This is a genomic window from Kaistella montana (genome assembly GCF_024436175.1).
GTDB lineage: Bacteria > Bacteroidota > Bacteroidia > Flavobacteriales > Weeksellaceae > Kaistella > Kaistella montana.
The window spans coordinates 468188-489454 of sequence record NZ_JANFQP010000002.1; the positions used below are offsets into that span (position 1 = coordinate 468188).

At 37.4% G+C, this 21267-nt stretch carries 19 protein-coding genes; 7 read left to right on the forward strand and 12 right to left on the reverse strand.

The genetic code is table 11. The features are described from left to right. Positions 1-6 precede the first annotated feature (6 nt). Positions 7-765 (forward strand): type III pantothenate kinase, encoded by a 759-nt coding sequence (locus tag NOV28_RS08395; RefSeq protein ID WP_255929680.1) that lies wholly within the window; start codon positions 7-9, stop codon positions 763-765. Between the two features lie 66 nt (positions 766-831). On the opposite strand, the gene NOV28_RS08400 is transcribed toward NOV28_RS08395, so the two are convergent. Both NOV28_RS08400 and glmM read right to left on the reverse strand, forming a co-directional pair. Continuing rightward, positions 832-2202 (reverse strand): tetratricopeptide repeat protein, encoded by a 1371-nt coding sequence (locus NOV28_RS08400; protein ID WP_255929681.1) that lies wholly within the window; start codon positions 2200-2202, stop codon positions 832-834. 99 nt (positions 2203-2301) lie between these two features. Next, a complete protein-coding gene (gene glmM, locus NOV28_RS08405) occupies positions 2302-3684 on the reverse strand; it encodes a phosphoglucosamine mutase (RefSeq protein ID WP_255929683.1) in 1383 nt (460 codons plus the stop codon). A gap of 112 nt (positions 3685-3796) precedes the next feature. Between glmM and NOV28_RS08410 the strand changes: the two genes are divergently transcribed. Beyond that, positions 3797-4846 (forward strand): DUF389 domain-containing protein, encoded by a 1050-nt coding sequence (locus tag NOV28_RS08410; protein WP_255929685.1) that lies wholly within the window; start codon positions 3797-3799, stop codon positions 4844-4846. A gap of 148 nt (positions 4847-4994) precedes the next feature. On the opposite strand, the gene feoB is transcribed toward NOV28_RS08410, so the two are convergent. The 3 genes from feoB to NOV28_RS08425 all read right to left on the reverse strand — a co-directional run bounded on the left by feoB (position 4995) and on the right by NOV28_RS08425 (position 8321). After that, entirely contained in the window at positions 4995-7031 is a 2037-nt protein-coding gene (feoB, locus tag NOV28_RS08415) for a ferrous iron transport protein B (RefSeq protein ID WP_255929687.1), read from the reverse strand. Next, the gene (locus NOV28_RS08420; RefSeq protein ID WP_255929689.1) at positions 7031-7282 is read right to left on the reverse strand and encodes a FeoA family protein; all 252 of its coding nucleotides are present in this window, start codon (positions 7280-7282) and stop codon (positions 7031-7033) included. Before NOV28_RS08420 ends, feoB begins: the two co-directional genes overlap by 1 nt. 142 nt (positions 7283-7424) lie before the next feature. Next, on the reverse strand, positions 7425-8321 hold the full coding sequence (locus NOV28_RS08425) for a GLPGLI family protein (RefSeq protein ID WP_255929691.1): 897 nt from the start codon (positions 8319-8321) through the stop codon (positions 7425-7427). A 127-nt stretch (positions 8322-8448) separates the two neighbouring features. Here NOV28_RS08425 and NOV28_RS08430 point away from each other — a divergent pair, with 127 nt between their 5' ends. Next, on the forward strand, positions 8449-8946 hold the full coding sequence (locus NOV28_RS08430) for a DinB family protein (protein WP_255929692.1): 498 nt from the start codon (positions 8449-8451) through the stop codon (positions 8944-8946). 61 nt (positions 8947-9007) lie between these two features. On the opposite strand, the gene NOV28_RS08435 is transcribed toward NOV28_RS08430, so the two are convergent. Together NOV28_RS08435 and NOV28_RS08440 are read right to left on the reverse strand one after the other, a co-directional pair. Then, positions 9008-9880, reverse strand: a complete 873-nt coding sequence (locus NOV28_RS08435; RefSeq protein ID WP_255929694.1) for a GLPGLI family protein — start codon at positions 9878-9880, stop codon at positions 9008-9010. Between the two features lie 3 nt (positions 9881-9883). After that, positions 9884-12610 (reverse strand): carboxypeptidase regulatory-like domain-containing protein, encoded by a 2727-nt coding sequence (locus tag NOV28_RS08440; protein WP_255929696.1) that lies wholly within the window; start codon positions 12608-12610, stop codon positions 9884-9886. Positions 12611-12778: 168 nt separating this feature from the next. On the opposite strand from NOV28_RS08440, the gene NOV28_RS08445 reads away from it, so the two are divergent. Next, entirely contained in the window at positions 12779-13660 is an 882-nt protein-coding gene (locus NOV28_RS08445) for a cupin-like domain-containing protein (RefSeq protein ID WP_255929698.1), read from the forward strand. 179 nt (positions 13661-13839) lie between these two features. On the opposite strand, the gene NOV28_RS08450 is transcribed toward NOV28_RS08445, so the two are convergent. The 5 genes from NOV28_RS08450 to NOV28_RS08470 all read right to left on the reverse strand — a co-directional run bounded on the left by NOV28_RS08450 (position 13840) and on the right by NOV28_RS08470 (position 19299). Beyond that, positions 13840-15534: a M14 family zinc carboxypeptidase gene (locus NOV28_RS08450; protein WP_255929700.1), complete on the reverse strand. Its 1695-nt coding sequence runs from the start codon at positions 15532-15534 to the stop codon at positions 13840-13842. Positions 15535-15649: 115 nt separating this feature from the next. Then, positions 15650-17446, reverse strand: a complete 1797-nt coding sequence (gene lepA, locus NOV28_RS08455; RefSeq protein ID WP_255929708.1) for a translation elongation factor 4 — start codon at positions 17444-17446, stop codon at positions 15650-15652. Between the two features lie 181 nt (positions 17447-17627). Further along, positions 17628-18143 (reverse strand): hypothetical protein, encoded by a 516-nt coding sequence (locus tag NOV28_RS08460; RefSeq protein ID WP_255929710.1) that lies wholly within the window; start codon positions 18141-18143, stop codon positions 17628-17630. A gap of 13 nt (positions 18144-18156) precedes the next feature. Continuing rightward, positions 18157-18711 (reverse strand): hypothetical protein, encoded by a 555-nt coding sequence (locus NOV28_RS08465; RefSeq protein WP_255929712.1) that lies wholly within the window; start codon positions 18709-18711, stop codon positions 18157-18159. Positions 18712-18747: 36 nt separating this feature from the next. Continuing rightward, on the reverse strand, positions 18748-19299 hold the full coding sequence (locus tag NOV28_RS08470) for an RNA polymerase sigma factor (RefSeq protein ID WP_255929714.1): 552 nt from the start codon (positions 19297-19299) through the stop codon (positions 18748-18750). Between the two features lie 106 nt (positions 19300-19405). On the opposite strand from NOV28_RS08470, the gene NOV28_RS08475 reads away from it, so the two are divergent. From NOV28_RS08475 to NOV28_RS08485, 3 genes are read left to right on the forward strand one after another with little or no spacing between them, the layout of a single operon-like run. Beyond that, a complete protein-coding gene (locus NOV28_RS08475) occupies positions 19406-20158 on the forward strand; it encodes a Rossmann-like and DUF2520 domain-containing protein (RefSeq protein ID WP_255929716.1) in 753 nt (250 codons plus the stop codon). Continuing rightward, positions 20148-20666, forward strand: coding sequence for a KdsC family phosphatase (locus NOV28_RS08480; protein WP_255929718.1), 519 nt, complete (start codon positions 20148-20150; stop codon positions 20664-20666). The genes NOV28_RS08475 and NOV28_RS08480 overlap by 11 nt, the downstream gene beginning before the upstream one ends. 9 nt (positions 20667-20675) lie before the next feature. Continuing rightward, entirely contained in the window at positions 20676-21233 is a 558-nt protein-coding gene (locus tag NOV28_RS08485) for a Maf family protein (RefSeq protein WP_255930390.1), read from the forward strand. Positions 21234-21267 lie beyond the last annotated feature (34 nt).

The following is a 21267-nucleotide window of genomic DNA, read 5'->3' on the forward strand; positions in this document are numbered from 1 at the left end:
AATCAAATGAATTCAATTGTAATCAACATAGGAAATACCAACATCCGATTCGGGCTTTTTGATGATGACAACTGCGATATTTCGTGGATTATCAACACCAAACCGTACCGAACGAGCGATGAGCTGCAGATGCAGTTTATGATGATGTATCAAACTCATAAAATTGATGCTGAAAACATTGACAAAGTCATCATCGGATCGGTAGTTCCACAACTTACCTACGATATCACGCGAGCGATTGAAAAAATACATGGTAAAAAACCCATCATCGTCGATCGAAATACGCCTTCGGGAGTAGAACCAAAATCGAAACAAATGGGAACCGATATCTACGCAAACCTGGTTGCAGCGCATCACCTTTATCCAGAAGGCAAAAAAATCATCTTCGATTTTGGCACTGCTCTTACCGCAAGTTGCATCGATGCAAAAGGCGAAACCATCGGCGTAATCATCGCTCCTGGAATTATCACTTCCTTGAATTCACTGATTCATGATACTGCCCAATTACCCGAAATCGAATTGATAAAACCGACTAAAGTTCTTGGCCTTGATACCGTTTCTTGCATGCAAAGTGGAATGGTTTACGGTTTTCTCGGGATGGTAGAAGGATTTATCAGCAGAATAAATGAGGAAGTGAATGAAGATTGCTTCGTAATCGCAACCGGTGGAGTTTCTCATGTTTATAAACCTTTAACCGAAAAAATCCATATTGCTGATCGGCTTCATACGCTGAAAGGTTTATACTTTTTAGGAAAAGATTTGTAAAAGCCTGCTAAAACAAAAAACGCACTTTATGAGTGCGTTTTTTTATTTTAAATATTCGTCAATTATTTATTTTTTCTTCATTTTCTCTCTTTCTGTCTCATCCTTGATGAATGGGTATTTCTGCTTCATATCTTCCAGAAGTTCGGGATCCAGTTCCAAAGCCTTCGCTAACATATTGCGACCTTCCTTCTGATCATTCATGTGAAAATAGCAATTGCTCAATTGATAATAAAGTTCTGCTCTAGGATGCATTTCCAAAGCGTGTTTCAATACGGAAGTTGTTTCTTGATATTCGCCAAGAATCATCAGCACTTCCGCATACGCATACCAATTGTAAAAGGTGAAAGGTTCCATATCTACAATTTTCTTCAGGCATTGCATGCTTTCTTCAAATTTGCCGGCATCAATATACAGATAAGCAAGCCTTTTTTGATAAGGAAGGCTGTTTTCGTTCATCGAAACTGCTTCTTCAGCGAAATGAAGAGATTCCTTCATGCTTCCCATATCTTCATAAATATAAGAAAGTTCCATCATTGCAAGATAAAACTGAGGATCATCTCTTAAAGATTTTTGAAAAGCATTCAGTGCCGGTACAAGCTGTTTGTTTGATTTATAACAAAGTCCTATTCTGTAGTAAGTATAAGATTTGGTATATTCCAACTCTAGCATTTCTTCATATACCGAGATTGCTTTCGACCATTCTTCCATCGCCTCATAGCAAGTCGCTTTATTGGCATAAACTCCGACCGCTTTTGGGTTTATCGATAAAATATAATCGAAACCTTTAATGGCCTCTTCGTAATTTTTTTTGTTGAAGTAAAACTGAGCGTACTCATTCCAAGCTGTTTCGGAAAACGGAAGCTGATCCAAATAAGAATTGATAAACTCGATCGCCTCGTCACTTCTTTTCAGCTGATTGTAGCAAAACATTACGTTTTCAAGCGCATATTCATCCATCATATCAAACTTCAAAGCAAGCTGATAATGTTTCAGTGCATTGAAAGGATCTTCCAGATTCACGTATTCATCTGCAATGAAATTATGGATGAAGTTTTCTTCTTCTTCCAGTTTGAGCGCTTTTTTACAAAACTCAATCGCTCTTCTCGGATTCCCGAGGTTAGAATAGTATTTCGCACAGCAAACAAGAAAATCAGTACTTTCCATCGAGGATTCCTGCAATTCTTGCATCAGTTCTTTTGCTTGTGAAAAGTTTTCTAGCTCCAGAAGAACTTCAAATTGCTTTATCTTCAACTCCAAGGAATTCGGGTGAAGTTTTAGTGCATAATTGGTCGCCATTTCTGCAAAATAAATGTCGCCCAACTCTAGATAATGAATAATAATGTCCTCGTACTCTTCGGTTTCGAAGTACCATTCATCGTTATTCTCTATCATTTCTTCGAACTTTTTTGCCAGTTCGTTTTCAAAAAATTCTTCCAATGTGTTATCTCATCGTCATTTCAATGCTTAAAATTTGCTTCTAAACTTTGAAAAAACTTTTTTATTTATACTTTATTAAAATTAATAAAAAATCTAATATTAAATCAAACTTTTTATTTTTTCAATCATTTGATCTCCCAATTGATCAGCCTCTTCCTGAGAAAATGCTTCGGTGTAAATCCTGATAATCGGTTCTGTATTGGATTTTCTTAAATGAACCCAATTCTTTTCGAAATCGATTTTCACTCCATCAACGGTAGAAATCTCTTCGTTTTGATATTCTTTTTCCATTTTAGTTAAAAGCACATCCACATCGATATCTGGAGTGAGCTCTATTTTCTTTTTCCCCATAAAATAACTTGGGTAAGTCGCTCTCAATTCGGAAACTGTTTTGTTTTCTTTTGCTAAATGGGTCAAAAATAAAGCCACCCCTACCAAAGAATCTCTTCCGTAATGAAGATCCGGATAGATAATTCCGCCGTTTCCTTCGCCACCGATCACTGCGCTTTTCTCTTTCATTAAAGTTACTACATTCACCTCTCCTACTGCACTTGCGAAATATTCTGATCCTAAATTTCTCGCAACATCTCTCAACGCACGGCTAGAACTTAAATTGGAAATCGCTGACCCTTTTTTATTCTTCAAAAGATAATCAGCAACGGCTACCAAAGTGTATTCTTCACCGAAAAGTTCGCCGTTTTCATCGACCAAAGCCAAACGATCGACATCGGGATCTACAACGATTCCTAAATCTGCTTTTTCTTTCTTCACCAATTCACAGATATCTCCCAAATGTTCCTTCAACGGTTCCGGATTGTGTGGAAACTGTCCGTTCGGTTCGCAATACAATTTTACCACTTCACACCCGAGTTCTTCCAAAAGTTGCGGAATGGCAATTCCACCGGTAGAATTCACGGCATCAACCACCACTTTGAATTTTTTAGCTTTGATGGCTTCTGCATCAACCATCGGTAAATCGAGGATTTTTTTGATGTGAATATCAAAAGCATCATCGCGGGTTTCATATTTTCCTAAATCATCAACTTCTGCATAATTGAAATGTTCACTTTCAGCCAAAGCCAAAACATCGGCTCCGTTTTCGCCGTTGATGAATTCGCCTTTTTCGTTCAATAATTTCAAAGCGTTCCATTGTTTTGGGTTGTGAGATGCAGTGAGGATAATTCCGCCATCTGCATTTAATTCAGGAACCATCACCTCAACAGTTGGCGTGGTAGAAAGTCCTAAATCAACAACATTAATTCCTAATCCTTGCAAAGTTGCAGTCACCAACGAATTCACCATCGAGCCGGAAATTCTGGCGTCGCGGCCAACCACAAGGGTTAAATCTTTTTTATTTTTATTATTTTGAAGCCAGGTTCCGAAAGCGGAAGTAAATTTTACCACATCCAGTGGCGTTAGATTTTCGTCAACTTTTCCACCAATTGTTCCGCGGATTCCTGAAATACTTTTGATTAAAGACATTGCCTAATTGATTTTAAATTAGAGGTTTAAATTGGTGCAAAAATACGAATAAATGATTGGAGGAGCGCCTTTCATATTGTTAAAAAAATTAAATTTGTCCTAAACAATTATAATGGCTTTTTCGAATATCCTCAAAACAATAAGACTCCCAAAAGAAGAAGATGAAGAATTCACTTTTGCAGAAATAGAGGAAGGGGTTTATTTTCGGGGGCATAATTTATGGCTTTTGGTAATTTCGATGGGAATTGCATGTATTGGTTTGAACATCAATTCCGCCGCGGCAGTTATTGGAGCGATGCTGATTTCTCCATTGATGGGCCCGATTGTCGGACTTTCTTTCGGACTTTCAATCGGCAACAAAAAACTCGTAAATCTGAGTCTTTACAACTGGGCAATTATGATCGGAACCAGTTTGCTGGCTTCTACTGTTTATTTTCTGATTTCTCCTTTTCATTCGGAAACTTCCCAACTTTCCAGTTTCAAAGAAGCAACCATTTTCGACTGTCTTTTAGCGCTTTTCGGCGGATTTGCTTGGTTTTTAGGCATTATCCGAAAAGAAGCGATTAAGGTGATTGCGGGAGTTGCGGTTTCCACAGCTTGTATTCCGCCACTTTGTACAGCAGGATACGGTTTAGCGACATGGAATTGGGAATATTTCTTTGGCGGGATGTATTTTTACCTCATCAATTGTTTTTTCATCGGGGTTGGAACATGGATTTTGAGTGTGATTCTCGGCTATCAAAAGTTTTATCTTGAAAGAGGACTTCGGCATAACAAGAAGATTATTCTGGTCATTTCAATGCTTTCTATTCTTATTTTAATTCCAAGTATCTTATTGACGGTAAGAAAATGGAATGCCGAAAAATTTAAAAATGAATCGTCGTTGTATATCGAAGAAGTTCAGAAAAAATTTCCAAAACTGACGATAGTTAGCCATAAAGAAACCATTGAAAACGGAAAGAAAATGATCGACATTACCGTTCTGAATACTAAAAATTTTGTTACGGAGCGAAATCTTGAAAAAGCGAATTTACTCAACAATGATATTCATCTTCGATGGCATTACGCGCCAGACAAAACGGATGCTTCGGAAATCGTTAAGCTTCAATTACAAATCAACGAACTGAAAAAACAAATGGAAGCCCAAAAAACTAGAAATTAGGAACAACCACAATCCGAGTCACATCCCGGTTTTCCTTTTTTGAATTTTTTGGAAGTGAAATTCTTTCTGATGTTTTTAAACAAAGAATATCCTGCAAACAAAACAATTGCTGCGATTATTACGTATTGTAAAATCAAAGAAGTATCCATTATTTAAAGATTTGATATACGATGAATGACGCAATATAAGCCAAACCAGACATTCCGAAAAGTTGAACCATCGTCCATTTCAGAGATTTTGTTTCGCGATAAACTACGGCCAAAGTAGATACACACTGCATCGCAAAAGCATAGAAAAACAAAATGGAAATTCCCGTGGCAAAACTGAAGACTTTCTCACCATTTGGTTTCACATCGTTGCGCATTTTATCGATTACTTTTCCTTCCGGAGCGTCATCATCCAATGAATAAAGGGTGGACATGGTTCCAACAAAAACTTCTCTCGCCACGAAACTGGTCAAAATTCCAACGCCCATTTTCCAGTCATAACCTAAAGGAGCAATCGCTGGTTCGATGGATTTCCCCATTATTGCCAAATAAGAATGATCCAAATGCACATCGGTCGCCACCAACTCATTCGGCTTTTGTTTCGGCCCGAAATAACTGAAAAACCAAATCAAAATACTTACGATAAAAATGATTTTACCGGCGCCGGTGATGAATTCCCAAACCTTTCCCAAAGTAAGTTTAAAATCATACCCGAAAAGAGGCATTTTATATGTCGGTAAATCCATCACAAGGAAAGATTTCCCTTTGCTTTTAATGATTTTTTTAAGAATTAAAGAGGCCATCAATGAAGTAAAAAAGCCCAAAAAGTACATGGCCATTAAAGCCAAAGCTTTATAGCTTATTCCCACAAAATATTTGTCGGGGATAATTAATCCGATGATAATGCTGTAAACAGGAAGCCGCGCAGAACACGTCATAAAAGGCGTTACCAAGATGGTAATCAGTCTTTCCTTGACATTCTCTATATTTCTGGTCGACATGATTGCCGGAATTGCACAAGCCGTTCCGGAAACCAATGGTACAATACTTTTCCCGTTGAGTCCGAAAGGTCGCAGAAAACGGTCCATCAGGAAGATGACTCTTGCCATATAACCCGAATCTTCCAGCAAATAAAGGAAATACAACAAAATCCCGATTTGTGGCGCAAAAATTACAATTCCTCCAACTCCTGGAATGATTCCGTTGGAAATTAACGAATTAATTGGTCCTTCGGGTAAATGTTCAGCAGCAAAACTTGCGATCCAGCTGGTCGCGCTATCAATCCAATCCATCGGATAGGCGGCGATGAAGAAAACCATTTGGAAGATGAAAAGCAAAATCGCAGCAAAAATCACATATCCCCAGAACTTGTGAACGAGGATTTTATCTAATTTTTCTGTTAAAAGTTCCTTGAATTGGGGCTTTTTAGAAATTACTTTTGCGATAATTTTATCAATACTTTGATAACGTCTGATTGTTTCCTGAGTCTGTAATCTTTTCGGAACCAGGCATTTAACCTCATCATCATTCATCTGATCTTTTACCGTTTCAAGCTTTCCGATGTAGGTATCGGATGAAAGAAGCGTCCAGATTTTGTATTGATTTTCTTCTTTGGTTTCAGATAAAATTTTGAAAACCAATCCTTTCTGTTCCAAAGGAATTTCGAAAGAAACCGTTTCCGATTTGGTGAAATTATTATTAAAAATAGCTTCTCGCAACTCATCAATTCCTAAATTTTGTTTCGCGTTGGTTTGCAAAACTTTCACTCCCAATTCTTTTGAAAGTTCATCAAGGTTGATGTTGATACCTCGTCTTTCAGTCTGATCAATTTGGTTCACCACCAATAAACCCGGGATTCCCAAATCCTGAATTTGTTGGAAAAGAAGCAAACCTCGCTTGATGCTCAATGCTTCCAAAATATAAACAACACCTGAATAATTCTGTTGTTCTTCAATTAAAAATTTAGAAAAAATAGCTTCATCCTCAGAAGTTGGATAAACACTGTACGAACCGGGCAAATCGATTACTTCTACATTTTCACCGTTGTATTCGTAGTTTCCCGAATGGCTTGCTACAGTTACTCCGGCGTAATTTCCGGTTTTTTGATTTTTGTTGCAAAGCAGATTAAAAACGGTCGATTTCCCTACGTTGGGATTTCCGACCAAAAGAATTTGCTTGTTTTGGGAAGATTTTTGCATCACACCGATTCTACAATAATAAATCTTGCTTCCTCTTCACGAAGAGCAATTCTGCTTTTCTCGTCGCCAAACTCAATATAAAGCGGACCTTTAAATGGCGCCTGATAAAGGATTCTGAAAACAGTTTCCGGAAGAAGTCCCATCTCGATAATCTTGTTGGGCATTTTCAGGTCATCGTTTTCGTAACCTAAAATTTTTCCGGTTTTCTCTTTCGGAAAGCAGCATAATTTATTGGAAATATCTCTTTTCAAGATTCAAATTATTTTGAGAAGCAAAGATAAGTTATTTAAATTAAATCTAAATAAGGAATTACCTTAAACTGACATTCTTCATATAAAAAACCCGAAAACTTTACGCCTTCGGGTCAAAATATAATATTAGTGGATATGAATTCTATTTGCCGGATTTCGCTGGAGCGGTTTCGATTTCAATAGGATTATTGTTTGCTTCGTAAAATTCCTTCAGCTTTTTCTCTTGTTCTTTAACCATTTCCCCGATGGTTACATCGCTTCCTGGCATTTTTTGAGATAGCATTTCCGGTTTCAGCATCGGTCTTGCAGTTGCGAAAGGATCTTTCTTGTAATCGTTGTATGTTTTCTCGAATTTTTCTTTAGACACTTCGGTCAATTTTACACCTCCGCCGAAAGAAACGGTTTCAATGTAAGGAACTTCGTTGTAGTTTTCTATTTTCTTATTTCCTTTTAATTCCCAAGAATAATTTTTTCCCGAATCTTCAATTTTCACGATAAGTCCCGGCAAACCACTGAATTTATACGGTCCATCCTGAAAAGGAATATCATTGGTAAACCAAGCTGTCCATTGGCGACCACCGAAATCTGCCGTAGCTTTTTGAGCTTTGTAAGCACCAATGGTTTGTTTCGCAGAAGCATCAATTTTCCAAACAATTTTAGCATCCTGAGAATATCCTATTTCTATTGGAGTAAATCCACTTGAAATGGTTTCGCTATAGGTATATTTCATCGAAGGATAAGCTTTTCTCACTTTAAAAGCGAATTTCGGTTGAGTGATCGATTTCGATAAATCTTTGAAAACGCCCGATTTCTGCATCGCTTCAACCTGAACTTTCAAGATGGAATCTTGCGCCAAAAGTGTGTAATCTCTGTAGATGGATTTATCTTTGGTGATATCTAAAACCGTCATTACTTTTTCGGTAGTTTCAGCTTCTTTTTTTGGTTTAAAGGTAAGTTCGTAGAAAAACCGGTTTGCGGTTTCCTGCGCATTGCTCACAAAAAATGCGGTGAGAAGAACAAAAGACAATAATTTTTTCATTTTCAATAATTTTAAAGATTAGTAAACAAAGAAATCAATTTGTTACAAATTTTTAAGAAAATTTTATCATTTTTTATGATGATGATTTCCGGAAAACGAAATAACTTTATTCCATAAAATTTTGACAATGAATACCTTAAATAACCTGAAAGAAGAACTCCAACAAGAATACCAAACCACCGCAAAATTCATCCAAAACTTCCCCGAAGGGAAAAATGAATACGCACCACACGAAAAAAGCATGAAATTGATGCCTTTGGCAACACACGTTGTAGAAATTTTGGGTTGGCCGGAAATGATCTTGAAAACTGATAAATTAGATTTTGCCGCAGGAGATTACCAACCGACTCATTTGGCAAATAAAGCTGAACTTCAACAAAAATTCGAGGAAGATTACGCCAAAAGCAAAGCCGCTTTAGACGCGATTTCCGAGGAAGATTTGGAGGGAAAATGGAGCATGAATATGGGCGAAAAAGTATTGGCTGATTACACGAAATACAGCGCGATTCGCCACGCTCTAAACCAACTTACCCACCACAGAGCACAGTTGGGTGTTTATTATAGATTGAACGACATTCCCGTTCCGGGAAGTTACGGACCGAGTGCCGATGAACAAGGCTTTTAGTTAGTTTTAAAGAAGTTAAATAAATGATGAATCCCGCTCTACCAAGGTAAAGCGGGATTTTTTATGGAATGAGTTCTATGGTATTGTTGTTGCTTTGCATTTCTTCTTTGGCATTTTTTTCCAGCTCACGAAGAATATCTTTTGGATCCGAAATTTCTTTGCCATTCACATTAATCATCACTTTCGAATTTGGGCGGTTCAAGATTTCGCGCATCCCTTGTACCGGATCATTTTGATATTGTTTCAGCTGTTTCACATATTGCGAGCGATTCACTTCCAACGGTTTTTTTCTGGTAAACGGAATATCTTTTCCTTGAGTATTGAGCTCCTCAGTTTTCGTTTCGGGAATTTTTTTCAAGCCTTTCAATTCCATTTTATGGGTTCCGGTTTGATCTTCAATTTGTACAATCAGTCCCGGAAGTCCGGAGAATTTATACGGCCCATCCTGAATCGGAACTTCTATGGTGAACCAAGCGGTCCAGTTTCTTCCGGCAAAATTGGTGGTAGCTTTTTGGACTTGGAATTCGCCGATTTTCTTTTTTTCCTGCAAGATTTTCCAGTCGGGTTTTCGGTCTTCCGCAACTTTATAGGAATCATTTCCGATGCTTGAAACCAAAAAGGTTTTGTAATCCGGATACGTTTTTTCTACTTCATAATTGATTTCACCACCATTGCTTTGTCGGGAAACCGAAATGCTTTTCATTCCTGCCGCCATTTGTTTTTTTATACTTTCATTGACGATAGAATCGCTTTCAAAAGAGCTTTTGCTGTAATATTTCGAGCCATTTTTATTGATATCGAGATACATCCATTCGGTTTTCAAGCTATCAATTTTGGTAGAATCCGGCGCGAATTTATATTCATAAATCACCCGATTATTCTGTGCAGAAATAATCAAACCCAATAACAGAAATAATGCTGAAATCTTTTTCATGGTTTATTTAAAATTAAATTTCACAGTGAACATTACTTGACTTGGACGAATGTACATGGTTCGTTTCGTGGTTAACAAAAATTCCGGGCTGTAGGAAATATCTTCGAAGGCTTTTTTGTTGCCGATATTCAACCATTTAATCTCGAAATCGATTTTCTTTTTAGACCAAGTATATTGATAAGAAAGGTCATAGAAAGAGTTTTGGTAGCTTTCGTTGCCTGATTTTGTGTTCAGATCGTCCCAGAAGAAACCAATCGTGTGGTTCTCCATTGGATAAACATAAGCGGCAAGATTGTGGCTCCAACCGGAATTTTTCTGTGAAATATTGAAAGATTCGTTGATGTTTTCTGTCCAGTTCAAAGAGATGTTGTAATCGACACTTAACCAAGAAAAATAAGTGTTATTAAACTTAAATCCTACATTTTGGCGGTTCGATTTCGTTCTTTGCAAATCATTATAAAAAGTAAATCCATTGGAATTGCTGTTCGAAAAATTAAGGGAAGCATTGGTTTTGAATTTCGGGAAATATTTACCAATTTCTGCACTTTGAGTTCTCGAAATCACCGTATTATCAATCGCTGCCAAAGACAATTGCGAGCTAAAACCTTGTCCGGTGAATTTTTCAATAATGTTTCTTTCGTTGGTGTTGTAGCCAAATCTCACATTGAAAAAGACGTTATTCAGCGGGTTTCGGTATTCCAATCGAGTTCCTAAATTTCTGGAAAGATATTCCGGCATCAAAGGATTTTGAGCGTCGTACCTCATCGTAAGTCCCAAAGGTGAAGTGAGCATTTTTCCACCGTATAAAAATCCGAAATTCCCGAAATCATAGGATTGATTGGCAAAAACCCACCATTTGAAAAACGAAGCAAAATCATAAGAAGCAAAAACGCTCGGCTCGAAAACCGTTTTGTTGTTGTCTAAATACTGATTTCTTAAGTTGTCTTTATAGGTAATTCCATAAAAATTCAATGGTAAATTGAGGCTTAAATTGAAATTATTCGATTTATAATTGATTCCGACTTGGGTGTAGGGCTGCACTTCATTCCATTTCATATCGTTCTCATAGTCAAATCCGTAACTTGTAAATCCACTGTTTCCGCCCAATAAAACCGATTCCAAATTATTGAAACTCATATTGAGACCGATTTCCGGTGTGAAAGTGAATTTTTTATAGGTAAAACCAACCGAAGCGGAGTGATTCGCAATCAAAGTATTTGATTTCGCAAACTGTTGGGAAACATTGAATTGATCGGCTTCCGCAAAATTTCCTTCCATATTTAAGTAAGAAGAAGGATTGATGGTCAACGTTTGTTTATCAGTTTGATAACTGAAATAACTCATCACATTGAAAAGCTTTTCTTTCCAAGGCAAAATCGCGCTCAACGAGTTCTGAATCATCCCTGAAGGAGAATTTAAACCTTGAGCCGAAGAATGATTTTCAGCATAAGTATTCCCCAAAACATCCTCTTTAATGGTATTTCTTTGGGTCATCGCGTCGCTTTCATTCCAGAAACCATTCCAGGTTGTGGTGTTTTTAAAGAAGCCTTTTTTTGCGTTTTTAGTAAAAATCAATTCTCCTTTTGCAGCATTCGTGTAGAAATTATTGGTAGTAAAAGACGTCAATTCTCCACCAGTGGACAATCTCGGCGAACCTTCCTGAAAGATTTCAACTTTGTTGTCGCTTCTTTCGATGCTGTTGTTGGTATAACTTGCGTTGGCTTTCAGTTCCCATTCTTTATTTTTGAAAGGATTGGTCAATAGATTGGCTGAGAAATAATGAACATTGTTTTGCAAATATCTTTTCTCCGGAACATTCGGTACATCGGCGGTTTCGAGGTTGGTCCAACTTTTTTGAGAAGCTTGGCTTCTTCTTCCTTCCCAGCGACTTCCGAAACCTAAAAGATTACCTTCTTTTTCCACACTTTCACCGTTGTTATTGGCTTTATAATTCACCACCCATTGGTTTTTTTGTCCGAAAAACATCGGCGTGAGTTTCACATTCCAAAGCAGCGGATCCATTCCTACGCCAACTTCTCCCCTTCCGGTCATCGTCACGGTTTTCTTTAAAACTACGTTCAGCGCTGCGTTTTCCGAAGGAACTTTGTCCTGAAGGATTTTCACAGGTTGGTGATTTTCCATCACTTCTACTTTCTGAACGGCATCTTTCGGTAATGAATTATTCACGGTACCGTAACCCCCTTCCATTAAATCTTTTCCGTTCACATAAAATTTATTGATCGGCTCTCCTTGATAAAGCACCGAGCCATCACCATTGACTTCAATTCCGGGGATTTTCTTTAAAACATCCGCCAAAGTACGGTCTGCTTTGCTTTCAAACGCTTTCAAATCATAAGAAATCGTATCTCCTTTTTTGGTAATAAGTTTGGTTTTCAGTTTTACCTCTTTAATTTCCGTTGCATCAGAATCCATTGTGAAATTGAGGTTTTGATTCTGATTTTTAATGGTTTTTAAAAGAGATTTTTGGTTAAAAGCTTTGGCTTTCAATTCTACATTTTGCTCAGCGGAAGTGAAAGTCACTTTATACTCACCTTTAGAATTGGTAATCGAGTATGCCATAATAGCATCTTTGCCCTGTTCTTCAATGGTTACACTTGCGCTAGGAATTGGTTGCCCGTCTGCATCCGTTATTTTTCCGGAAACGGTGGTTTGCGCATAAGCCATCATTGAAAATAAGAAAATGGAGAAAAAAGTAGAGAACGATTTCATGAATATTTTTTTGAAATTAGTAGGTATTGCCTTGGTTTTGTTACACTAAGAAGATGATAAACAAAAAGGTTCCGTATTAAATCTACTTTTGTTTTCGATAAAAACTATAATGTTTTGAGTTGTTAAAAATTCTTTTTTCCTAATTTTGCGGCTTAACATTGAATTAATATGGGACTTCATTTAACGCCGATTGATGTAGTAGAAGACATTAGCAAAGAAGAATTCCGGGAAAAATATTTACTTCCCCGAAAGCCGGTTGTCATCCGGAATATGGCCAAAAACTGGCCCGCTTACCAAAAATGGACGATGGAGTACATGAAAGAAGTGGTGGGTGATGTAGAAGTACCGCTTTATGATTCTTCTAAAGCAGATCCGGCCGCTCCGATCAATGCTTCGGCTGCTAAAATGAAATTCGCCGATTATATCGACCTGATTCAAAGGGAACCTACCGATCTTCGAATTTTCCTTTTTGACCCGATCAAGTCTGCTCCGAAACTTCTCGAAGATTACATTTCACCCAAAAAACTGATGGGTGGTTTTCTCGATAAATTCCCGAATATGTTTTTCGGTGGGAAAGGTTCGGTGACTTTTCTTCATTATGATATCGATATGGCGCATATTTTCCACACGCATTTCAATGGCAGAAAACATATTTTGCTTTTTGATTATAAATGGAAAGACCGACTTTATAAAATTCCTTATGCGACTTATGCTTTGGAAGACTTTGATATCGCCAATCCCGATTTCGAAAAATTCCCGGCTTTAGACGGAGTGGAAGGTGTTGAATGTTTCTTGGAACACGGCGACACATTGTTTATGCCGACCGGTTGGTGGCATTGGATGAAATATCTCGACGGAAGTTTTTCAATTTCACTTCGAGCTTGGGATAAATCTTGGGCGGTAAAAGCACATTCGCTTTGGAATCTTACCGTTCAGCGTAATTTTGATAATTTCATGAAAGCCAGATTCAAGAAAAAATACATGGACTGGAAAGAGAAAAAAGCCATTGAAAGAGCCAATTATGCTTTGAAAAAAGGCATTCCAAAATAATTTTACTCAACAGCAAATTTTAAGTTTGCTGTTTTTTTTACCGCAAAAGTGGCAAAAGAAATCATTGGAAATTAGCATTTCAAAAGACTGCAAAAACTCTAAAACTCAATTTTTCCAATTTTTGAAAAACTTTAAAACACAAAGCTTTTGTTTCTTTTGCGGTTTAAAAAAAACTCCAACTAAGGAATTCTGAAAATCGGATAAAGATTGACCGAACCTTCGTAATATTCTGAATTCTTGTAAATCCACTCTAGTTGGGCTTTTCCGTCTTTTGCAAATGCTGGATTTGCAATTTTCTCCATTTCAAATGCGGTTCTTAAAACCTGATTTTTTTTGAGCAATTCTGCAGCGGTATCTTCAAAAACATAATCTGAAAAATATTCCTTTTGTCCTAAAATTCCATCAAAGAAATTCCAATTGAAAAAGGAATCCGTGGCTTCCGGTTCCAAAGTTTCGAGCAAATATTTCACGCCAAATTGCTTGGTAGAAACTATAAAATCTCCTTTTCTGAAAGCTCTGTTTTTAATATCAGATTTTACTTGAGTTTCATAATGAAGATAATGACCTTCGTAAGGATTTTTCACTGTTTTGAAGTCAATAATTCGGTATTGTTCAACGAAAATCACAGAATCATTGGAAATTTCCTTCATGCTGATGTTGTTTCTTTTCAGATGTTCAATCACTTTATATTCCGATTTTGGAATCACATAATAGCGCGGAATTGCGATTTTTTTGGTGGAAGTATATTCATCGAAAAACTTCACTTTTCGGGTAAAAGGTTTCGTTCTGTCGTAAAACAATCTCGGTTTTCCGGAAACTTCGCTGGTTTTCATTCCGGCTTCATATCCTTTAAAATCAATCAGTTGAAATTGCTTTTCATTCAATTTCCATTGCAAAGAATATTGATTTCCAGGTTGCAAATTGGCGGTGTTTTCATCCATCTTCTTGCGGATTTCCCCAATATTTTTCTCCACAAAACGAATGGAACTCAACATATACTCGTAAGTCGCAGCAATACGGTCTTTGTAAGGTTTCAACATGTGCGTTTCGGCGACGGTTCCCAAAGTGTTGAAAAGCGTGGTGTAACCGGTCGCATAACGCGGAGAATCCATAAACGCTGGAAAACCTTCATCCGGAGAATCGCCGTGGATATTGACATAAGGCGTGGTGAGCATTCCTTTTTTCTCCAAATGACTGAGAATTTCCGGTTGCATTTTTTCATTAAAATAGTTCCCTAAAACCGTTCCTAATCGTTCTTTATTCGTAGAAATATAGGTGAACAAATATTGGTAATCCGCTCCGTTACTTACATGATTATCAATAAAATAAATCGGTTTGAAATGTTGAAAAATCTGTTGGAAACTTTTGGCATTTTCCGAATCGTTTTTGATGAAATCGCGGTTCAGATCAAAATTTCTGGCATTTCCTCGAAAACCGTATTCTTCCGGACCGTTTTGGTTGGCTCGGCTGAATTTTCCACGTCGCAACATTCCGGAAATATTATAGGATTCGATGGCTGCAATTTTCAGATTTTTATTTGAAATTTTCCCTGTAGCCAAATCCCGCATCAACATCATAGTGGCATCAATTCCGTCGGGTTCACCGGGGTGAATGCCGTTATTAATGAGAATTGTAGCATTATTTTTACTTTTTGAAGGCGTGAAAACTACAACTTTGATCGGTTCTCCGTTATCATCTTTCCCGAAATTTTCAATGGAAATACTTTCGAAATTTTGATCGAGATTATCATAATATTTCACCATTTCTTCATAGGTTACGGTTTGGTTGCCGTTGCCATTTTCGTAGGGAGTTTTAAAATCTTGAGCAAAAGAAAATACGGTTTGAACGATAAAAAGTAGAGTTAGTTTTTTCATTGAAAAGGAAATTTTAAAACGAAGATATTAATAAAAAATCCACAGAAACAATTTCTGCGGATTTTATTTATCTTGATTCTTGGATCTGAAATCTTGAAATCTTGAATCTATTGATTTAATCATTCAACTTCAAAACCGCCATAAATGCAGATTGCGGAACCTCTACCCTACCAATCTGCTTCATTTTTTTCTTTCCTTCTTTCTGCTTTTCTAAGAGTTTACGCTTTCTGGAAATATCACCACCGTAACATTTTGCGGTAACGTCTTTTCTTAATGCCTTGATGGTTTCTCTGGCGATTACTTTGGTTCCTAAAGCGGCCTGAACGGCAATATCAAATTGTTGTCTCGGAATCAATTCGCGGAGTTTTTCGCACATCCTTTTTCCGATATAATACGCGTTGCTGTCGTGAATTAATGATGAAAGCGCATCCACCATATCGCCATTGATCAAAATATCCATTTTAACAAGCTTGGATGGTTTGAAACCGATCGGATGGTAATCGAATGACGCATAACCTTTTGAAATCGATTTCAATCGGTCATAAAAATCAAAAACAACTTCCGCCAATGGCATATTGAAAACCAGCTCTACCCTTTCCGAAGTCAGATAACTTTGGTTGACGATTTCGCCTCTTTTTTCGATACATAAAGTCATTACCGGACCTACAAATTCGGATTTGGTGATGATGGTTGCTTTAATAAATGGTTCTTCTACCCGATCCATCGTCGTCGGATCCATCATTTCTGAAGGGTTATTGATGAGGATCGCTTTTTCGGGTTCTTTTTTGGTATATCCATGGTAAGAAACGTTTGGAACGGTGGTAATCACGTCCATATTGAACTCTCTGTCGAGTCTTTCCTGAACGATTTCCATGTGAAGCATTCCAAGGAATCCGCAACGGAAACCGAATCCTAATGCTGCAGAACTTTCCGGTTCGAAAACAAGTGATGCGTCATTTAATCTTAATTTTTCCAAAGAAAATCTCAATTCTTCAAAATCTTCAGATTCTATCGGATAAATCCCGGCAAAAACCATGGGTTTCACCTCTTCAAAACCTTCGATTGGAGCTTCAGCACCGTTCTCGAAAGTCGTAATCGTGTCACCAACTTTTACTTCTCGAGCGTCTTTAATCCCGGAAATAATATAACCTACGTCTCCTGTTTTAATTTCTTTTTTTGGTGCTTGTTTTAGTTTTAAAGTTCCCACTTCATCGGCTTCATACATCTTGTTGGTCGCCATAAATTTAATGCGTTGACCTTTTTTGATGCTTCCATTCACCACTTTAAAATAAGCTTCAATTCCTCGGAAAGGATTATAAACAGAATCAAAAATCAGCGCTTGAAGCGGCCCATCTTCATTCCCAACCGGAGCCGGAATTCTTTTTACAATTTGCTCCAAAAGTTCATGCACCCCTTCGCCAGTTTTCCCGGAAACACGAAGAACATCTTCGTAATCGCAACCGATAAGATTCATAATCTCATCCGTAACTTCTTCCGGATTTGCAGATGGCAAATCGATTTTATTGAGAATCGGAATAATCGTTAAATCATTTTCCAATGCCAAATATAAATTACTAATCGTTTGTGCCTGAATGCTTTGTGCAGCATCTACAATCAGAAGCGCACCTTCGCAAGCAGCGATAGAACGGGATACTTCGTAGGAGAAATCCACGTGTCCTGGAGTGTCGATCAGGTTGAGAACATATTTTTCTCCATCCAGCTCATAATCCATTTGTATCGCGTGAGATTTTATGGTAATTCCGCGCTCTTTTTCCAAATCCATGTCATCCAAGGTTTGCGACTGCAATTCTCTTTGGGTAACGGTATTAGTATATTCCAAAAGTCGGTCTGCCAAAGTAGATTTCCCGTGGTCGATATGTGCAATGATGCAAAAGTTTCGTATGTTTTTCATTCAATTCTTGATAGGTTGCAAATTTAGTATTTTTTGGTGGATTGTGTTGAATGTTTAAAATTGCTTTGATTTCAAAAATCATTCATCAGAAATTGGCTAAAACTGTTTGTTTTGGGACAAAAATAGAACGACCTCTGCAAAAAAATTACAGAGGTCGCTCAAACATTAAAAAAATAAACTATTATGGTCGCCTGCGCTGCGGATTGGTTTTCCCGGATCCGTCTTGTTTTTTGTCTAATATTTTGTTTCGCATTTTTCCTTCGGTTTGGTACATCTGCAACACTTGTTGTGGTTTGATGACCCTCATGAATTTTTGCGAATATAATTTTCTGTTATCCAAAAGCTGTTGCCCAATTTCGAAGCTTTCATTGAGTCTTCGTTTTGCCTCATCATCGCTCATATTATCATAATCTTCGCTGGGTTTGAATCTGCTTTTAATCTCATTTTGCTTTTCCTGATATTCAGCAAAAAGATTTTTAAACTCATTTTGTTCCTCTTCCGAAACTTCCAGTTCTTCAACCATCATATTTTCTCGGAACTGTTTCAGCAACTTCATTCGATCATCGGGACTCATATTCTGGATGAGTTCTTTTCTTTGCTCCGGCTTCATTTTCTTCCAATCGTACTTCTGCTCTTGTGCAAAACTGTTCTGAGATGCCAATAAAAGAGTGAATACTAAAAATAAAATCTTTTTCATTTCTGCTTTCGTTTTAGTTATACAGATCCAAATAAATGTCCTGTTCCGCATTATTTCCTAAATCTGCCAATTCAGCCGATGTAAAACTCGAGAGAATTTGATCTACCTGAACTTCCGGAGTTTGAACTGCTGTTTTCACATTCTTAGCTGCAACGGCTTTTGTTTCTTGATGATCAACAACTTTCACTTGAGCTTCGTCTTCTTTTGGATGAATTTCCTCTGTAGAAGTTAAATCATTCTGCAAAGTTTGATAAGCAATTGTTGCTTCATTTTCAGGTTTATCGATTGATTCTGAAACGCTTACAGCATCAGCTTTTTCATTCGAAACTTGAGTAGTCATCAAATTCTGGTTTGCGGTCGTTTCATTTTGATTCATGACAAATGTGATTCCGAAAACCATCGCAACAGCGGCAGCAGCGGCATATACCCAATTCAATTTCACCACTTTTGTTTCTTTTTTTGGCGCGGTTTCTTGCAAAACTTTCGCCTGCATTTCCGCAAAGAAACTTTCGTCGGGAACTTTGTAAATATTTTTACGTTCTAAATTTTCTATATCTAAATTTTTCATCTTAAAATGTGGTTTTCAAATTTTATCAAATAAATCTTATTCGGTATAATTTGCTTTGATGTAATCTTCAACTTTTTGTTTCGCGTAGTGGTAATTGGTTTTCAATGTTCCCACCGACATATCGAGAATTTTCGAGATTTCTTCGTAAGGCAAATCATCGTAATATCTCATGCTAAAAACCAATTTCTGCTTTTCCGGCAACGAATGAATCGCCTTTTGCAACAAAACCTGTATTTCTTCTGCCTCTGCAGAAACATTATCCGCAACCAGATTTTGCAAGTGATGATCGGTTTCTTCATCCGATTTTTGCATTCTTTTCGCCTTTTTCAGCTGTTGCAAAGCTTCATTGGTTGCGATTCGGTAAAGCCAAGTGTACAATTGACTGTCTTGCTTAAACTGATGAAAATTCTGGTACGCTTTAATGAAAGAATCCTGCAACGTATCCTGCGCCAATTCATGGTCTACCACAATTCTTCTGATATGCCAATACAACCTGCTCTGGTAAGCATCCATCATCTGGCGAACTCCCTTTTCACGGGTTTTTTCGCTAGACATCAGCTCGATAATTTCGCTTTCCTGGATCTTCATTGAGATGCTTTCGGGATTTTGATGGTAAATTTACTTAAAAGTTAAATAGGTATTTCAATTTTTAGTCCAAAGCAAAATAATTATCTTTGTTAATAATTAAATTTCAATGAAGATTGTAATCATCGGGTCCGGCAACGTGGCTTATCATTTGGCAAAAGCTTTTACACAGAAAGAAATCCCAATTTCTCAAGTTTTTGGTCGCAACGAAAGGGCTTTGAAAGAAATTTCAGAAGAATTTAAAATTCCTTTTTCCACATCAGAAATTGCCCAAGCGGATTTGTATCTGATCTCGGTAAATGATGATTCAGTAGAAACTATTTCTGCTAAAATTCTTAATGAAAACGCTTTGGTAGCACACACTTCCGGCTCTTTGCCCAAAGAAATTCTTCAAGGAAATTACCGAAAAGCAAGTTTTTACCCGCTGCAAACTTTCTCCAAATCGAAGGAACTTCAGTACGAAGAAATTCCGTTTTTTGTAGAAGCTGAAAATGCGGAAGATTTAGAAGTGCTGAGAAATCTTGCGTTTCAAATTTCGAAAAAAGTAACAGTTTCCGATTATGAAAAAAGAAAATACATTCACCTCACCGCAGTTTTTGCCTGCAATTTTGTTAATCATCTTTTTGCGAGAGCTAAAGAAATTTCGGATTCCCAGAATATTCCTTTTGAGTATTTCTTGCCATTAATTGATGAAACCGTTCAAAAAATCCATGAAATTGAACCAAAATCTGCCCAAACTGGTCCGGCGGTGAGAAATGACCAAAGAGTTTTGGCGCTTCATGAAGTTTTAATTAAAGATGAAGAACATCTGAAAATTTACAAAACCATCAACGAATCGATAAAGAAAATGTATGAGCTATAAATTAAAATTAAAAAACATAAAAGCCTTTGTATTCGATGTAGACGGGGTTTTCACCGACGGAAGCGTTTATCTAATGCCGGACAAAAGCATGTGCCGCGTGATGAATGTTTTGGACGGTTACGCCGTGGTAAAAGCCGTGAAAAATGATTACAAAATCTGCGTGATCACCGGTGGCGACGATCCTGCGGTCAGAAACCGAATCAATTATCTTGGAATTACGGAATATCACGCCAAAATCTCAGATAAAATGGTGAAATACGAAGAATTCAAACAAAAATATGGACTTCTTGATGATGAAATTTTGACGATGGGCGACGATTTACCGGACATCAAAATGATGAAAGCTTCCGGAATTTCAACTTGTCCGAAAAATTCCGTTCCGGAAGTGAAAGCCATTTCAGCATATATTTCCCCAATCGAAGGTGGAAAAGGTGCCGTTCGCGACGTCATCGAACAAGTAATGAAAGTTCAAGGAAAATGGCTGGAAGATGACACCAGAAGCACTTAAAATTTAATGATGAAAATATTACTAGCCTCCAATTCACCAAGAAGAAAAGAACTTTTAACCAGCTTAAACCTTGAATTTGAAACGGTAAAAGTCGATTGTGATGAAATTTATCCTGAAGATTTAGAAGTAGAAAAAATCGCGGAATACCTTTCTGAACTGAAATCGAATGCCTATCAAAATCTGGCAGAAAACGAAATCCTAATCACCGCAGATACGATTGTTGCGATAGAAAACGAAATTCTCGGAAAACCAAAAGACGAAAACGACGCCAAAGAAATGCTTCGCAAACTTTCGGGAAAAACGCATCAAGTTCTCACAGGAATCACGCTTCGAAGCACGAAAAAAACTGTTTCCGTGACCGATATTGCGCAAGTAGAAACCGATATTTTGACGGAAGAAGAAATCAGCGACTATATCAACCGTTGCAAACCTTTCGATAAAGCCGGAAGCTACGGCGTTCAGGAATGGTTCGGAATGGCAAAAATCAAGAAAATAAACGGGAGTTTTTATACGATTATGGGACTTCCTACCCATTTGGTTTATGCGCTGTTAAAAGATTTTCAATAAATAAAGGGTGAAACTAAAAATTCTTTATTTTTAC

Bases quoted from the DNA above. Each gene is read 5' to 3' on its own strand.
- NOV28_RS08395 (WP_255929680.1), top strand. From the start codon at position 7: ATGAATTCAATTGTAATCAACATAGGAAATACCAACATCCGATTCGGG.
- glmM (WP_255929683.1), bottom strand. From the start codon at position 3,684: ATGTCTTTAATCAAAAGTATTTCAGGAATCCGCGGAACAATTGGTGGA.
- NOV28_RS08410 (WP_255929685.1), top strand. From the start codon at position 3,797: ATGGCTTTTTCGAATATCCTCAAAACAATAAGACTCCCAAAAGAAGAA.
- feoB (WP_255929687.1), bottom strand. From the start codon at position 7,031: ATGCAAAAATCTTCCCAAAACAAGCAAATTCTTTTGGTCGGAAATCCC.
- NOV28_RS08425 (WP_255929691.1), bottom strand. From the start codon at position 8,321: ATGAAAAAATTATTGTCTTTTGTTCTTCTCACCGCATTTTTTGTGAGC.
- NOV28_RS08430 (WP_255929692.1), top strand. From the start codon at position 8,449: ATGAATACCTTAAATAACCTGAAAGAAGAACTCCAACAAGAATACCAA.
- NOV28_RS08435 (WP_255929694.1), bottom strand. From the start codon at position 9,880: ATGAAAAAGATTTCAGCATTATTTCTGTTATTGGGTTTGATTATTTCT.
- NOV28_RS08440 (WP_255929696.1), bottom strand. From the start codon at position 12,610: ATGAAATCGTTCTCTACTTTTTTCTCCATTTTCTTATTTTCAATGATG.
- NOV28_RS08445 (WP_255929698.1), top strand. From the start codon at position 12,779: ATGGGACTTCATTTAACGCCGATTGATGTAGTAGAAGACATTAGCAAA.
- NOV28_RS08450 (WP_255929700.1), bottom strand. From the start codon at position 15,534: ATGAAAAAACTAACTCTACTTTTTATCGTTCAAACCGTATTTTCTTTT.
- lepA (WP_255929708.1), bottom strand. From the start codon at position 17,446: ATGAAAAACATACGAAACTTTTGCATCATTGCACATATCGACCACGGG.
- NOV28_RS08460 (WP_255929710.1), bottom strand. From the start codon at position 18,143: ATGAAAAAGATTTTATTTTTAGTATTCACTCTTTTATTGGCATCTCAG.
- NOV28_RS08465 (WP_255929712.1), bottom strand. From the start codon at position 18,711: ATGAAAAATTTAGATATAGAAAATTTAGAACGTAAAAATATTTACAAA.
- NOV28_RS08470 (WP_255929714.1), bottom strand. From the start codon at position 19,299: ATGAAGATCCAGGAAAGCGAAATTATCGAGCTGATGTCTAGCGAAAAA.
- NOV28_RS08475 (WP_255929716.1), top strand. From the start codon at position 19,406: ATGAAGATTGTAATCATCGGGTCCGGCAACGTGGCTTATCATTTGGCA.
- NOV28_RS08480 (WP_255929718.1), top strand. From the start codon at position 20,148: ATGAGCTATAAATTAAAATTAAAAAACATAAAAGCCTTTGTATTCGAT.
- NOV28_RS08485 (WP_255930390.1), top strand. From the start codon at position 20,676: ATGAAAATATTACTAGCCTCCAATTCACCAAGAAGAAAAGAACTTTTA.